Here is a 15204-nt window from a genome sequence, read left to right as displayed (position 1 = left end):
TTCCGCGCGGTTGAGCCTGGGGTGTCGGCAGGTGGCGGGCGTGCGGCCGGGGCGACGCCCGAGGACATGACGGCCGCGCGCCTGGGGCGGCTGGCGCTTATGGTGACCGAGGGCATACGGAGACAGCCATGACGTCAGCCAAGAAGTCACACATCGACCTGGAACAGTGCCTGCTCCTGACCGGTATGGGCAGCTTCGACTGGGACCTGGACAGCGGTGAGCTCAGTCTCGACGCCAGTGCCCTGGCGGTACTCGACCTACGTCCCGATGAGTTCCACGGCCTGGTCACCTCTCTGCAGAGACGGGTGCCACCAGAGGAGGCCGTACGCATCAGCTTCGCCGTCACCGAGGCGGTCACCACGGGCGTCGACGCCTATGGCGTCTACTTCCGTGTCCGCCACCGTGACGGCACGCGGCACCTCAGTCACGCCCGCGGGTACATCCTGCGCGACGACGAGGGCCATGCCGTGCGTGCCGTCGGCATCGTGCGGACGGCCTCGAACGACGGGACGGAGCTCGCGGCCACGGACCCCAGGGAGGAGCGCCGTCAAGGCATCGCCCTGATGGTGCAGGGCACCACGGAAGCCCTCTCCCGGGCCGTCACGGTCGACGACGTGGTGGCCGTGCTGTCCGGCGCGAGCGGCCTCGACCGGTTCGCCGCCGACGGCCTGGTGCTCGGCCTGGTCGAGGGGGAGAACCTGAAGCTGATCGCCCTGGTGGGCCAGACGATGCAGGCCCTCGACGAACTCAAGCTGCACAAGGTCGACGAATCGCTGCCGCTGGCCGAGGCCGTCCTGACCCGCCAGCCCCGCTTCGTGGGCTCACTGCCCGACCTCGGGCGGCGCTTCTCCCGCCTGGGGCCCTACATCAAGGAGATGGAGCTCGACTCGGCGGCGTTCCTGCCCCTGGTCGCCCAGGACCGCGCCATCGGCGGGCTCGCGCTCTTCTACCGCGGCCGGAAGGACTTCAGCGACGCGGACCGCAACCTCTGCATCGGTCTCTCCGGCATCGTCGCCCAGTCGCTGCAGCGCGCCATGCTGTTCGACGAGGAACGTGACCTCGCCAGGAGTCTGCAGGCCACGATGTTGCCGCGCGGGGTCCCCGACGTCCCGGACTCCGAGGTCGCCGTGCGCTATCACGCCGCCTGGGGCGGTCGTGACGTCGGAGGGGACTTCTACGACGTCATCACTCTGCCCCGCGGGCGGATCGGCGTGGTCGTGGGCGACGTACAAGGACACGACACCCACGCCGCGGCCATCATGGGGCAGCTGCGCATCGCCCTGCGGGCCTTCGCCGGCGAGGGGCACCCGCCCGCGACGGTGGTCTCGCGCGCCTCACGCTTCCTGGCCGAGCTGGACACCGAGCGGTTCGCCACCTGCACCTATGCCCAGTTCGACCCCACCACCGGCATCGTGCGCGCCGTGCGGGCCGGACATCTGCCGCCCCTCGTGCGGCACGTGGACGGCCGCGTGGGCGTGCCACGGGTCCGTGGCGGGCTGCCGCTGGGCATTGCCACCGACTTCGACATGGAGGACTACCCCGAGGTGCGGCTCGACCTCGTGCCGGGCGAGACCCTGGTGCTGTGCACGGACGGCCTCGTGGAGGACGCCGGTCTCGACCTCGACACCGGGATCCAGAACCTCGCCGAGGTGTTGTCCGCAGGCCCTGAGTCGGCCGAGGACCTGGCGGACCATCTCTCGCGCGCGCTGTGGAAGAGATGGGGCAGCAGTGACGACGTGGCACTCCTGGTCCTGCGCAGGCTCCCCGACCCCGGCACGCTCCAGGAGCCGCGCATCCACCGGTACGTCCACCAGGCCGACCCCGAAGGACTCGCCGACGCACGCGCGGCGCTGCGCGAGCACCTCGCTTCGTGGGGCCTTGGCGCGGTCGCCGACGACGTCGAGGTGGCGGCGGGCGAACTCCTCGTCAACGCCCTGGTCCACACCGACGGGGGCGCCATCCTGACGCTGGAGGTGCTCACCGGCCCGCCTCGCCACGTCCGCCTGTGGGTGAAGGACCGCTCGAGCACCCGGCCCCGCAAGAGGTCCCCGGTGGAGACCGCCACCTCCGGCCGAGGGCTGCTCCTGGTGGAGGCGGTCGCGTCGCGCTGGGGAATCGAGCCGCGCGGCGAGGGCAAGGCCGTCTGGTGCGACTTCGCGGCGCCGGAGGCGTGACCGGCCCGGCTCGGATGGTCTTCCCATGGCTCTGCCTACGCGTCTGCCGCCGCCCTCTCAGGCAGCGGCAGACGCCTACGGATCAGTCGTGCGAGTGCGTGCGGGTCAGGCCTTGTCCTGCATGCTGCTGCGGGCCGGGTTGGCCTGTTCCCCGGCCTTGGGGTCCTTCTCGTCCGCCTTGGCGCGCACTCCCTGCGCGATGCGCTCACCGATGGACTTGTCGATGTTCGACCAGTACTCGAAGGCCCTGGCGAGCACGGGCTCGCTCACGCCGTTGAGCAGGTGTCCGACGACGTTGTCCACCAGACGGTCGCGCGCGGCATCGTCGAGGACCTCGCGCACCATGGTGCCCGGCTGACCCCAGTCGTCGTCCTCGGCGTGGTCGACGTAGGCGGCGCGGGTGATGTCACCGTCCGCGTACCAGCTCGGCGGGGCGTAGCGGCTGGTGTCGGCTGCCGGGCCGCCCTTGGAGTTGGGTGCGTAGACCGGGTCCTCCGTCTTGCGGTAGGCCATGGCCCCGTCCTTGGAGTACGTCCGCAGGGGCGCGACGGGAGCGTTGACGGGCAGCTGCTGGTAGTTGCCGCCGATGCGGTGGCGGTGTGCGTCGGCGTAGGAGAACAGCCTCGCCAGGAGCATGCGGTCGGGGCTCGGACCGATGCCCGGGACCAGATTGTTCGGCTGGAAGGCCGCCTGCTCGATCTCGGCGTGGTTGTCCGTGGGGTTGCGGTCCAGGGTCATCCTGCCGACCTCGATCAACGGGTAGTCGGCATGCGGCCACACCTTGGTCAGGTCGAACGGGTTGAAGCGGTAGGTCGCCGCGTCGTCGTACGGCATGACCTGCACGTGCAGGGTCCAGCTGGGGTACTCGCCGTCCCGGATGTGCTCGAAGAGATCCCGGGTGTGATAGTCCGTGTCGGCCGCGGCCATCTGGTCGGCCTCGTGCTGGGTGAAGTGTTCGACGCCTTGGTCGGTCTTGAAGTGGTACTTGACCCAGAACCGCTCGCCCTGCGCGTTGATCCACATGTAGGTGTGCGAGGTGTAGCCGTTCATGTGGCGCCAGGTGCGCGGGATGCCTCGGTCGCCCATCAGCCACGTGACCTGGTGGGCTGACTCGGGGGAGAGGGTCCAGAAGTCCCACTGCATGTCGTGGTCGCGGAGGTTGTTGTCCGCCCGGCGTTTCTGGGACCGGATGAAGTGCTGGAACTTCATCGGGTCCTTCACGAAGAAGACCGGGGTGTTGTTCCCGACCATGTCGTAGTTGCCCTCGGTGGTGTAGAACTTCACCGCGAATCCGCGCGGGTCGCGCCAGGTGTCCGGGCTTCCGCGCTCACCGGCGACGGTGGAGAACCGCGTCACCAGGTCGGTCCGGGTGCCCGGCTGGAAGAGGGCGGCCTTCGTGTAGGCGCTCACGTCCGCGGTGACCTCGAAGTGGCCGAAGGCGCCGCTGCCCTTGGCGTGCGGCTGCCGCTCAGGAATCCGCTCCCGGTTGAACTGCGCCATCTGTTCGATCAGATAGGAGTCCTGCAGGAGGATCGGCCCACCGGCGCCGACCGTGAGCGAGTGCTCATCGCTCTCGACCGGAACGCCGGCGTCCGTGGTGGTCGCCTTACCTGTGACGTCGCTCATGGGTGACGAGTGCCTTTCGGTGGGTGGTGTTCTCTACGCCGCGAAGGTCCGGGTCGGCAGCTGCGAAGGGCCGTGTGCGGGCGGTCTGCTCGTGGCTCGTGGCTGGTCGCTGGGCGGATCCGACAGTGCGTCGGCATCGTGTCCATCTTGCGGCTTATGTGCCGGTGTGGCCATTTGTTCACGTGCTTCCGGACGCGGAGGTTCGCGGGACCCTGACCGAGTGCCCGACTTGGCGCCGCCAATACGTGGAGAGCCTTCCGGTTCGCTCGGTTCCGCTTGCGCAGCGCGAGAAGGGACGCGTCAGGTGGCGAAGGTGTCCGGCTGCGCTGCCTGCCAGTCGGCGGCCCAGCTCTCGGGCGGCGCCGTGAGCAGTTCGCCGGGGGACAGCCAGTCGTACAGCTCGGCGTACGACCTGAAGCGGCCCTGGTCCTCGCGGCGCCGCAGCAGATGCGGACCCAGATCCGCGGCGTCGCGCACGCCCATCGCGGCCATGATCTGCAGCGCGCTGTGGACCGTGGCCTGCTGGTAGCGCGTGACGCGTGCGGCCTTGTCCACGACGTCGAGGGCGCGGGCGCGGTGCGGGTCCTGGGTGGTGACGCCGGTCGGGCAGCGGTTGGTGTGACAGCGCTGGGCCTGGATGCAGCCGACGGCGAACATCATCGCGCGGGCCGCGTTGGTGTAGTCGGCGCCCATGACGAGGCGCTTGACGATGTCGGAGCCCGTCGCCACCTTGCCGCTGGCCCCGATGCGGATCCGGCTCCGCAGGCCCGTGCCCGTCAGGGCGCTGTGCACGGTGAAGAGGCCCTCGGTGAGCGGCATGCCGAGGTTGTCGGCGAATTCGAGCGGCGCCGCGCCCGTGCCGCCCTCCGCGCCGTCCACCACGATGAAGTCCGGCGTGATCTCCGCTTCGGTCATGGCTTTGCACACGGCGAGGAACTGTGTCCTGGATCCGGGGCACAGCTTGAATCCCACCGGCTTGCCGTTCGTCAGTTCCCGCATCCGGGCGAGGAAGCGGACGAGCTCGCGAGGCGTGGAGAAGACACGGTGGTACGGCGGCGAGACGACCGTCTCGCCTTCGGGCACGCCGCGTACCGAGGCGATCTCGGCGTTGACCTTGCTGCCGGGGAGGACACCTCCGATTCCCGGTTTCGCGCCCTGTGACAGCTTGAGCGACACACAGCGCACGGAGGGATGGGCGGCCTTGTCGGCGAACTGCCGCGGGTCGAAGTCTCCGTCACGGGTGCGGCAGCCGAAGTAGCCGGTACCGATCTCCCAGACGAGGTCGCCGCCGGGTCGCAGGTGGTAGCTGGACAGGCCGCCCTCGCCGGTGTCGTGTGCGAACCCGCCGCGTGCCGCGCCCGTGTTCAGGGCCAGGACGGCGTTGGAGGAGAGCGAGCCGAAACTCATCGCCGAGACGTTGAGAAGGGCCATGTCGTACGGCTGGGTGCAGTCGGGCCCGCCGACCCGGACGCGGGGCGGCTCGTCGGGCACGCTCGACGGGGCCATGGACGGCACCAGGAACTCGTAGCCGCGCGCGTCCATGTCGCGCTCGGTGCCGAACGGTTCCTCGGCGTCGACACCCTTGGCCCGTTCGTAGACGATGCTGCGGGTGTCGCGGTCGTAGGGCCTGCCGTCGTAGTTGCGCTCCACGAAGTACTGCTGCAGCTCCGGGCGCAGCGTTTCCATGAGGAAGCGCAGGTGGCCGAGCACGGGATAGTTCCGCAGCACGGAGTGCCGACTCTGGACGAGGTCGTACAGCCCGGTCAGCGCCACGGCCACGAAAGGAGCTGCGGCGAGCCACCACCACGGGGATGCCAGGACGGCGAGCAGCACACCGCCGACCGCGCAGGCCGCCAGCAGACCTACCGTTGCGAAACGCGTCATGATCCCCGTCTGACCCGAATTCGGCCCGTCACACGCGTCCACCACACGCGCCCACGCCGAGGTCGGGATGAACTACGCGAGGAACGCGGCGGTGGTCGTCCGGAACTGTTCTGCGTCGTCGAGCCAGGGATAGTGACCCGCTGCCTGCTGCACCACGGGAGTCGCGTCGCGGAACAGTGCCGCGAACTCGGCCACCGGCCGAGGGGGGCTGTTCACGTCGAACTCCCCGGTGAGCAGCAGGACGGGCATCTCGCAGCGGGCGAGCTGTGCACGCGTGGTCTCCACGTCGAAGGCGCCCTCCGCCGCGAAACCGGCGACGGCTTCCTCATTGCCAGGCCGACCGGCCGCATGGTGCTGCCGTGCGGCGGTGTCCCAGCGGCCGTAGAAGAAGGGGCTGATGGCCTCCCAGTCCGTGCCGGTGCCTTCGGTGATCGCCTCCAGGGCGGCGAACGCAGACGGGAACCACGGTTCGTTCCGGCGCAGTTGAGCGATCTCACGCCGCATGTCACCGCTGATCGCCACCCCGACGGCTCGGGTTCCCGGACTGATGAGGGCGAGCTTGCCGAGGCGCTGCGGGTACCGGGCCGCGTACTGCGTCGCGACGTTGGCGCCGCCGGAGTGGCCGAGCAGATCCATCCGGGGGAGTCCGAGGTGGTCGCGCAGGGCCTCGACGTCCTCGACGAGGCGGTCGCACCGGTAGGAGGAGGGGTCTTCGGGAACCGCGGACCGCCCGGTGCCGCGGCTGTCCAGGACGATCAGCTGCCGGTGCGCGGCCAGGCCGCCGAGATCGCCCAGGTAGCGGGAGTCCGCGGGGCCGCCCGGGATGCAGACCACGGGGTCACCGTCTCCCCGCAGGTGATAGGCGAGTCGGGTTCCGTCAGGCGCGGAGTAGGTGGGCATGCGCCAATCGTGACACTCATAACTGGGTTATACAACCCCGTTATAGAACCTGGTTATGACGCCGGAGGGGCGGGGCGGTATAACCGAGCCATGGCAGCTGAAGAGGACACTCACCAGAACGCCGGGGCGCTGACCGAGGGGCAGGCCGAGCGGATGCTCGCCGGCATGAACGAGGTCATCCGCGCGGGCGAGGAGATGCGGAAGCTGCGCGCGGAAATGATCCAGCTGTTCGCCGGCTTCGGCTGGACGCAGGACAAGATCGCCGAGCTCGCGGACATGAGCCAGCCCGCCGTGTCCAAGCAGATGGCGAAGTCCAGGACGGACGAGCGCCTGCTGCCGCCGATGGATCTCCACCTCGATCAGCGAGACCTCCCCTGGCTGGAGGGGCGTCTGTGGGGCCTGGCCGAGGAGGTCTCCGAGACCTTGGACGACGGTGCGCACTGCAGTCGTTACGTGCATGCCTTCGTCCGGGGAAGGAAGCGCTTCACGCCAAAGAACGTCGACGAACTGCGGCGCCTCCTCGAAGAGGACCTGAGGCAGCATCAGGCACAACTGCCGGGCGGCCACCGGCACGCGTACGACGAGATCAGCCGTCGTCTCGACCTCCCCGAGAACATCACCACCACCGGCTCGGCTTCCGTGCGTCGCGCTCTCGCCCGTGAGATCCAGCGGGATCGGCTGAGGGGCGATGCCTGAACAGTGGCCGCGGAACGATCTGGTGGGGCAGGGTCGCAGCCGAAAAATTGACCCCGCATTTTGGCAGTGAATTGCACTCTGCGGCAGGTCTTTCGGCTTCGTAGAGTGGTGATCACAACGACAGCGGGTCCGCTGTCGAACCGAAGGGGACACCGCCATGAGCAGCAAGAACGCCGACTTCGCCGCCCTCCTCACCCGCGCCGCGGAGGCCGAGACCTCCGCCGACCCGAGCAGTGTGATGACGCTGCTGGCCGACACGGACGGGCCGGACGGCGGGTTCACCGCGTACCGCTCCACGTTCGCCGAGGGGGCCGTCGGGGCTCCCGCGCACTTCCACACCAAGGCGACGGAGCTCTTCTTCGTGATCGGCGGCTCCCTCCAGGTCTTGGTGGACGACGAGATCACCGTCCTGAACGCCGGCGACTTCCTCGCCGTGCCTCCGCACACCCCGCACGCCTTCGCCGCGGCACCGGGGTGCGAGGCGGACGTCCTGTTCATCTTCACGCCCGGCATGGCCCGCTTCGACTACCTGCGCCTGCTGGGCAGCGTCATGCGCGGCGAGAGTGACCCGAAGAAGATCGCGGAGTCCTCGGAGCGCTACGACAACCACTACGTGGACAGCCCCGTCTGGCGGAACGCACTCGCCGCCTCGTGAAGTGCGTGAGGTAGGTGAAGCTCGTGAGGGGGAGGGGTGGGCGTTCGCTGATGGGTGGGCGGGGAAGAACGCGCTTGCGTAAGGGAGTTGGCGCGGACGCGAGCGCAAGTGGGCGTTCCGTGCATGCGGTTGACGGCCTCTCGGGAGGGTGACCGCCGCGACATTCTTCGAAAGCGGGTGCGAGTACTGCCGGTAACGTCGGCCGTCCTCTCTCGACTTGAATGGATGTCGCTCGAACTTCTTGTTTCCCGTGAGTCGCCTGTGTCAAGGTGAGCGTCCTCGCGCCGAGGCAATGGTCAGGCCCGCTTTTCCTGTTCGCGATTTCGTGCCGGTCGTCGACCCAAAAGGTCGTCAGTTGGCCGTATTCGACCAGTATCGCGGTTCAGTCTCGTGGTTCGTTCATCTAATTCCGCCTTGGCGAGTCCCAGGTATGCACCAATCAGTCGCCCGCATTTCGATGGGTGCGATATCCCGTGTGCCGTCCTTCGGTTTGGAAGGAAAAGGTTCTGTGCAACCGCCCCACCCCCCACGCCCGTCCCACCCCCCTCGTCCCGGCGTGAGCCACGCAGAATCCGACATGAGCCTCGCCGCCCGACTGCGAGGCCGGACAGAGGAAGAGTCGGACCAGCCCGTCGCCCTCCTGCTCGCGCGGCACTGGCAGCCGGCGCACGACTACTCGGCCATCTGCCTCGCCACTTGGGCGAGTTCGGCCTCGATGGTCGCCACGGCATCCTTCCATCAGGTGCTCGGGCACATGGCGCGTGGCGAGCCGGGCGGTGCCCTGCGCCCCCTTCTCCTGGTGACCGTCAGGGAGACGGTCAGGGGATGGTGCGCCGACGAGCGCATATCCGCTCTCATGCCGGAACTCCGCAAACCGACCGGCGGTCGCGGCATGCGGGCGGCCACCTCCATGACGCCCACGAAGCGGCAACTCGCCGCGCGTTCCTTCTGGGCTCTTCCTGGAGTTGCCCAGTGCCTGCTGTGGCACACCGCGGTCGAGGCCGAGCACATATCCATACCCGCTGGTTTGTCGGGCTTGAGCGCCGACCTCGCGGTCGACGCCCTTGAGCAGGCGCGTGAACAATTCCGGGCAGGCATCGTCCGCGCCCACCGGGAACTTGCACCGACCAAGGAATGCCCCCTCTACAACCGACTCCTCGACGTCACGATTCGCCGCGGTGGCGCCTTACTTCCGGATGTTCAACACCATCTGTCGGAGTGCGGCCACTGCCGTGACGTTTCCGACCAACTCAGCCTTGTCGAGAGCGGGTTGGACACTCTTCTCGCCGAAGCGGTACTCGGCTGGGGCGCCCGCCGCTACCTGGAGTCGAGGCCGGGGCGCGGGCGCCCGGCGACGCGTGGCGGAGCAGCCACCGGACGTGGCGGCAAACACTCGGGCAGCGGCGGACGCCATCGCCCTCCGCCACGCGTCCCCCTGCCGGGCGGTGCGCTCGGGCCCGCGCGGACATACTCCAAGGCGCTGCGCACCGGAGCGGTCCTGGGGTCCGCCGCGCTGCTCACGACGGTGCTCGTTGCCATCCTCTCGTCGGGTGACGGCGGCAGCGGCGGGTCCGTGCCCCCGACCGACATGGCCGGAAGCCGTGAAACCCACCCGAGCGCGGATCCCGAGGAGCCGCCCGCAGGTTCACCCCCTCCCACGTCCGCGGGCTATCCCGACCGGTCCGACCAGGGCAGACTCCGCAACGTCGAGGCGGACCTCTGCCTCGACATCCGGGGCGGCAAAGTCAGGCCCGGTGCCGAGACGAAGCTGGCCGAGTGCTCGGACGAGGCGGATCAGCAGTGGTCGTACGCGAAGAACGGCCTGCTGAGCAGCGTCGCCCGTCCCGAGCTCTGCCTGGACTCCCACGCGAACGACGGAGTGATCACCCTCGGCAGATGTGTGGCGCCTTCGGACGCGCATGCCGATGAGGTGCGCTACGACCTGACCGTGCTGGGGGAGTTGCTGCCCCGGTGGCACGAAGGTCTTGCGGTCACGCCTGCCTCCTCGCGCAAGGGCGCGGATGTCGTGGTCAAGGTCCGTGACGGCTCCGCCGACCAGCGATGGATGCTCGACCCCTCGACGGCATCCCCGGACACCCGCTCGATCGACGGGAAAGGCGGCCCCTCGGCGAAGGCCGGCCCTGACACACCGCATGCGGACGGCGGCGTCTGCGCCGGCTCGACCTGCGAGCCGGCGTTACCCGGAGAGCAGAGGCCGGGGCCGAGAGGTGACGGGAAGAAGGGCGACGGGGCGAAGGGAAACGGGTCGAAGGGAAACGGTCGACGGCCCTCACCGGACTCGACCGGGCACGGCGATGTCCACAAGCGGTATGCCGAGGTCGGCTGCTGCGACGGATCCGAGCCGGTCCCGCGCGACCGTCCGGGTGATCGCCTCCGTTCTCCCGCAGGACGAGCAGGAGATCTGGACGGAGTGCGTGAGATGCCTGCCGCCGAGCCGGGACGCGGACGGGGCGGTGTCGGCCTGGCCCCGTAAGGAGGAGAAGCGGCAGCGGATGGGCCACCACCTCGCCCAGGTCAGCCGCCAACCCGCGACGCAGCCGGTGATTGCTCGACCGGGCGCTCGTGCGAGCATCCCGGCATGAAGTGTTTCGAGACCGTCACGCACATCGCCGCGTCTCCGGCGACCGTCTTCGACCTGTCGCTGGACGTGGATCTGCACACCGCGTCCATGGCCCGCTCCGGGGAGCGGATCGTCGGCGGCATCCGGGCCGGACGTATGGCGCTCGGTGACACCGTGACCTGGGAGGCTCGGCACTTCGGCATGCGGTGGCGGATGACCTCGCGCATCAGCGCGTACGAGCGGCCAGGAAGGTTCGTGGACGAGCAGGTGGCCGGGCCGTTCAAGCGGTGGCACCACACGCACTACTTCGCGCCGGACGGGCGCGGGGGCACGGTGATGCGTGACGTGGTCGAATTCGCGGCGCCGTTCGGCCTGTTGGGAGCGGGCGTGGAGGCGGTCGCCCTTGGCCGGTACATGCGGAAGCTCATCGAGGCGCGCAACGTGCATGTGACGACCTGCGCCGAGACGTCGGCCTAGGCCGGTCTGTCGCCCGCCGGTCGCGGTCCGCGCCCTCGCTCCGGTCCGCTCCGCTCCCCTCCCGTTCCGGCCCCGTACGGTCCGGCGCCCCTGCGTCCAACCTACGAGGGCAACACCAGACCGCCTGGACGCGCCCCATCCGCTGAGCCTACGCTCGGTCTGCTGTCACACCCGAGACCACTTGAGATCGAGAGACCTCTGCTCGGTGATGGAGCCGGCGTGGGGTGCGCGTCCCTGCTCCACGCCAACACTGGACGGTTCCAGGCGATGACCACGGGTCGGCACATCAGGGCGCCGACGACCCCGTGTGGTCCGCCCCGCCGGGCAGCGAAAGGGACGCGCCGTGTCTTCGGCGACCTACCGCGCCCTGCTCCGCACCCCCGGTGCCGCAGCCTTCTTCCTCACCGCCACCGCAGGCCGCATCGGCATCGCCATGACCAGCCTCGGCATCATCTGGCTGGTACACGGCCAGACCGGCTCCTACGCCGTGGCAGGACTGGTGACCGGCGGCTTCGCCGTCGCCGAGGCATTGGTCGGGCCGCAACTCGCCCGGCTGATCGACCGCTTCGGCCAGACCCGGGTGCTGCCACCGGCCCTCATCGCGCACACCGCCGCCGTGGCTTCGCTGCTGGCCCTCGTCGAAATCGGCAGCCCGCACTGGCTGATGACGGCAGCAGGAGCGCTGGTGGGCGCCACGATCCCGCAGCTCGGCGCGCTGTCGGCCGCCCGTTGGTCGGCGCTGCTGCGGGGGGAGCGGGCCGCGGCGCTGCCCACCGCCTTCGCCCTGGAATCACTCAGCAACGGGCTCTGCTACCTCGCCGGACCGGCCCTGGTCACCACGGTCGGGGCGAGCAGCGACCCGGCACACGGCATGGTGCTGGCCACGGCTCTGGTGGTGGGCGGCGGACTTGCCTTCGCCGCGCAGCGCAGCACGGCGCCTGCGACAGCGGACACCGCCGAGCGCAAGCGCTCAGGCCGTTCGCTGCTGCGGTGGGGTTTCGCCGCGCAGGTCGGCGTCAACCTGACCCTGGGCCTGTACTTCGGCGCCATGCAGGTCTCGGTGACGGCCTTCGCGGTGGAGCACGGCGCGGCGGACACGGCCGGGCCGCTCTACGCGGTGTCGAACTGCGCGAGCCTGCTGGCCGGCTGGCTCTACGGACTGCGCCGTTGGCGCGCCGCGCCGCAGGTGCAACTGGCTCTGGCAGCCGCCGTGTTGGCACTCAGCTGCCTTCCGCTGCTCGTTGCCGACTCGCTTCCCGGCCTGGGGCTCGCGCTCGCTGTCACCGGCCTGGCCATCCCCCCGATCCTGGTGCTGTCCTCGGTGCTCACTGCGGCATCTGTGCACCGGGCCGCTCTCACCCAGGCGTTCACCTGGCTCAACTCGGCGAGCGCCGCGGGTGCGGCCGGTGCGGCGGCGATGTCCGGGCGCGCGGTCGACGCATACGGCGCTCATGGAGGCTTCGCGATCGCTGCGGCGGCCACCTGCGTGATGGCGGTACTGACCGTGTCCCACGCGCGCGCTGCGTGGGGCCGCCGCGCGTACGTTTAGCCCCTCAGGTCAACCGTCATGGGCATCGCCCAGCCAGAGCGGTGATCTCGTCGTCGACCCAGATGAACGGGCGTCCGGCCGTCTTTTCCAACTGCTCTGTGAGTGTTCGTGTCCCTCGTTCGGGTGCTCACGGCGAGCGTCCCGTGCCGACCACGAGGGCCGTTGTCAGAGGCGATTGGCAAGATTGCGGCCATGAATGTCACTCCTGTCACTCCGCCGCGGCCGATCGACGTCGCTGCTGTCTTCCCCCAACTGGCTCCGCTGGCCCGCACGGCGACCCGCCTGCACCCCCGCCCTGGGGCGCCGACATGGCACGACAGCTCGATCGGCGGGCCACTGCTGTGGCCCGCCGAGGAGCCGTGGCCGCACTGCGAGGAACCGCATGTGGTGGATGGCATCAACCCAGCCCGGTCCCCGGCGGATCTGCGGCTGGAACGACGGATCTTTGCCGCCTCGAACGGCCGGGACTTGACTCCGGAGGAACGGGAGACTCTCGAGCGGATCCGGCCCCCTCGGGCGTATCCGGTGAGGCGGGCGGTCCAGGCATACGACGGCCCCATGGCGATGCTGCCCGTCGCGCAGCTGTACGTACGGGATGTGCCCGATCTGAGCCCGCCGGAGGGCAAGGACCTGCTGCAGGTTTTGTGGTGCCCCTTCGATCATCCGATCATGCCCAGGACCCTGCTCTTGTGGCGTTCGGCAGCCGCCGTCACCGACATCCTCGACACGCCCCCCGAGCCGCCCGCAGTGCAGTTCGACGGCTATCTACCGGAACCGTGCGTGCTCGAACCGGAGCAGATCACCGAGTACCCCGACCATCTGGAGCTGAGCGAAGAACTGCGGGAGCAGCTCAAGCAATGGAGTGTGCCGCAGGCAGCAGAGGAAGACATGGACCCGGACACGTACTACGACTGTGTGCTGTCCAACGCACCCGGCTGGAAGGTCGGCGGCTGGCCCGCCTGGAACTCCACCGACCCCAGCTCGCAGCCCTGCTCCGAGTGCGCCACCGGCATGGAGGTCCTGATGACCGTCGCCACGTTCGAGGAAGGGGACGACGTCGGGAACAGCTGGTCTCCGCACCCCCACCCAGGTGCTGGACCGTACCCCGGCCACCGCGGCTACAACGCGACCGGGGTCCAGATAGGCAGCGGTTACCGGCAGCACCTGTTCGTCTGCCCGGCGGAGCCCGAGCATCCGCACATCGAGTTGATGACGTAGCCCGTCCGCAGTGTGCAGCCGGGGCGTCACGGCGCGGGCATGCCGTGACGCCGGGTGGCCGCGAGGCTCAGGGTGCCTACCTGCGGCCCGACATCCGAGAAGGAACCAGGCCGGTAAAGCCGCCAAATGCGCGAGGGCCCGGGTCTCCCCATGCAGCAACCCCGCCCCGTCCTCCTCAGCTGAGGATTCGACACGTCCTGCCAACTGACCCACTCCGCAAAGGCTGTTGGGAGGCGGGCTCCGCCGTAGGGCAGGAGCGTTCCATCGACGTCCAGGAAGAGCAGCGGGCGCTCGGCGCGATCATCCATGGCGGAACGCTGTCGGCGCTTCAACCGCTACTGGTACCAGTCGTCTCCGTCCCCTGCGAGTGACCGACGGAGGTAGTCCTCCAGGTCCCGGGCGGCCCAGCGGCGGCTGTCGTTCTCGTGTTCCCATACGAAGATGTCGGCTCGCGGAGGCCTCCGGACGAGAGCGAACTGATCGCCGCCTCCGTTGTCACCGAAGAAGAGGAGCGCGTCGAACGGCATGTACAGGTCGGCGAAGGAGCTGTCGGACCAGAAGAGAAGATTCTCCTCGACGATCCGCTCCAGGGGCCAGACCGTATCCACGCCGTGGTGCCCCACGATGCCGTCGGTCTCGCGCAACAGGCTCACAAGCCCGGACGGCAGAGAACACCCCAGCCGTCGCTCGGCGGTGGCCACACCCGCCGAGTCGACCGCCGCGCTGAACCCGGCCCCGGAAAATGCCCCGCCTGCGACCTCTCTCCACATGCGAGCAGCCTAGACAGCCCGAGCGGCATGCTGAGACTCACCTGGAGGTCTCCGCCGACGGCGGACCGAACGCTCGGAGCACATAGCCGTCGAGGAGTTCCCCGAACTCCTGGGGTGAACCGGGCTCCGGCGCCTCGCTCACGACGTCCTCGTCGAGACTCGCCAGGAAGTCCACGTCAGCCCAGCCGCCCCGGAACAGGACCACCAGGAGCTCAGCATCCGCGGGCCCGGCGATGCTGATGCCGACGGAGTCGGGATCCTCCACCCGTGAACGGTCCTGCTCCAGCCGCCACGGCCAATCCGCAGCCGCGTCACGCCAGGTGAGCGGCCCGGCCACGAGGCCGGCGGTCGTCCACTGCCGCCGACGTGCGCTGATCTGGGCGGCCGCCAGGTCGAGATCGATGCGTCGTTCCATCAGTTGATCGTCGACCACATGGCACGGCACGTCCGCCAGCTATCGCTCGGTGAGCCGGGGCTGGAGGGGGTGTTGGCGGCAGGGTGTCGCGTGGTGGTTAATGGCGTGGGTGGGGAATGCCCGCTGCCGTGTGTGCCGGTGCGAAGGGCTGGAGTTGCCTGTGAGTGCTGAGTCGTCAGGTCCGTCAGGTCCGTCAGGTCCGTCAGGTCCGTCAGGGCCGTCGGGGTCGCCAGGTTCGTCGGGGGCGCCGGGGGCATCA

At 69.4% G+C, this 15204-nt stretch carries 12 protein-coding genes; 7 read left to right on the top strand and 5 right to left on the bottom strand.

Translation table 11 applies throughout. The features are described from left to right. Window positions 1-128 precede the first annotated feature (128 nt). The gene (locus ABZ833_RS01980; protein ID WP_361039719.1) at window positions 129-2174 is read left to right on the top strand and encodes a SpoIIE family protein phosphatase; all 2046 of its coding nucleotides are present in this window, start codon (window positions 129-131) and stop codon (window positions 2172-2174) included. A gap of 105 nt (window positions 2175-2279) precedes the next feature. Here the strand turns inward: ABZ833_RS01980 and ABZ833_RS01975 are convergent, their stop codons facing one another. The 3 genes from ABZ833_RS01975 to ABZ833_RS01965 form a co-directional block, all read right to left on the bottom strand. Continuing rightward, the gene (locus ABZ833_RS01975) at window positions 2280-3800 is read right to left on the bottom strand and encodes a catalase (protein ID WP_249585557.1); all 1521 of its coding nucleotides are present in this window, start codon (window positions 3798-3800) and stop codon (window positions 2280-2282) included. 300 nt (window positions 3801-4100) lie between these two features. Next, on the bottom strand, window positions 4101-5684 hold the full coding sequence (locus ABZ833_RS01970; protein WP_361039715.1) for an FMN-binding glutamate synthase family protein: 1584 nt from the start codon (window positions 5682-5684) through the stop codon (window positions 4101-4103). 72 nt (window positions 5685-5756) lie between these two features. Continuing rightward, window positions 5757-6584 carry an alpha/beta hydrolase gene (locus tag ABZ833_RS01965; protein WP_361039713.1) on the bottom strand — a complete coding sequence of 276 codons (828 nt, stop codon included), beginning with the start codon at window positions 6582-6584 and terminating at the stop codon, window positions 5757-5759. 90 nt (window positions 6585-6674) lie between these two features. Between ABZ833_RS01965 and ABZ833_RS01960 the strand changes: the two genes are divergently transcribed. The 6 genes from ABZ833_RS01960 (at window position 6675) to ABZ833_RS01935 (ending at window position 13760) form a co-directional block, all read left to right on the top strand. After that, a complete protein-coding gene (locus tag ABZ833_RS01960) occupies window positions 6675-7280 on the top strand; it encodes a sigma-70 family RNA polymerase sigma factor (protein ID WP_361039710.1) in 606 nt (201 codons plus the stop codon). 157 nt (window positions 7281-7437) lie between these two features. Continuing rightward, a complete protein-coding gene (locus tag ABZ833_RS01955; protein WP_361039708.1) occupies window positions 7438-7935 on the top strand; it encodes a cupin domain-containing protein in 498 nt (165 codons plus the stop codon). Between the two features lie 556 nt (window positions 7936-8491). Continuing rightward, the gene (locus ABZ833_RS01950; protein WP_361039705.1) at window positions 8492-10429 is read left to right on the top strand and encodes an RICIN domain-containing protein; all 1938 of its coding nucleotides are present in this window, start codon (window positions 8492-8494) and stop codon (window positions 10427-10429) included. 105 nt (window positions 10430-10534) lie between these two features. Further along, window positions 10535-10993 carry an SRPBCC family protein gene (locus ABZ833_RS01945; RefSeq protein WP_361039702.1) on the top strand — a complete coding sequence of 153 codons (459 nt, stop codon included), beginning with the start codon at window positions 10535-10537 and terminating at the stop codon, window positions 10991-10993. 343 nt (window positions 10994-11336) lie between these two features. Continuing rightward, a complete protein-coding gene (locus ABZ833_RS01940) occupies window positions 11337-12542 on the top strand; it encodes an MFS transporter (RefSeq protein ID WP_361039699.1) in 1206 nt (401 codons plus the stop codon). A 192-nt stretch (window positions 12543-12734) separates the two neighbouring features. Next, entirely contained in the window at window positions 12735-13760 is a 1026-nt protein-coding gene (locus ABZ833_RS01935; RefSeq protein WP_361039696.1) for a hypothetical protein, read from the top strand. Between the two features lie 335 nt (window positions 13761-14095). Here the strand turns inward: ABZ833_RS01935 and ABZ833_RS01930 are convergent, their stop codons facing one another. Together ABZ833_RS01930 and ABZ833_RS01925 are read right to left on the bottom strand one after the other, a co-directional pair. Then, window positions 14096-14530 carry an SMI1/KNR4 family protein gene (locus ABZ833_RS01930; protein WP_361039693.1) on the bottom strand — a complete coding sequence of 145 codons (435 nt, stop codon included), beginning with the start codon at window positions 14528-14530 and terminating at the stop codon, window positions 14096-14098. 37 nt (window positions 14531-14567) lie between these two features. Then, on the bottom strand, window positions 14568-14945 hold the full coding sequence (locus tag ABZ833_RS01925; protein WP_361039691.1) for a hypothetical protein: 378 nt from the start codon (window positions 14943-14945) through the stop codon (window positions 14568-14570). Window positions 14946-15204 lie beyond the last annotated feature (259 nt).

It is taken from the genome of Streptomyces sp. NPDC047525 (assembly GCF_040643025.1).
Taxonomy (GTDB): domain Bacteria; phylum Actinomycetota; class Actinomycetes; order Streptomycetales; family Streptomycetaceae; genus Streptomyces; species Streptomyces durmitorensis.
Note: the sequence above shows the minus strand (reverse complement) of the source record. Positions and strands in the feature narration are given on the sequence as shown.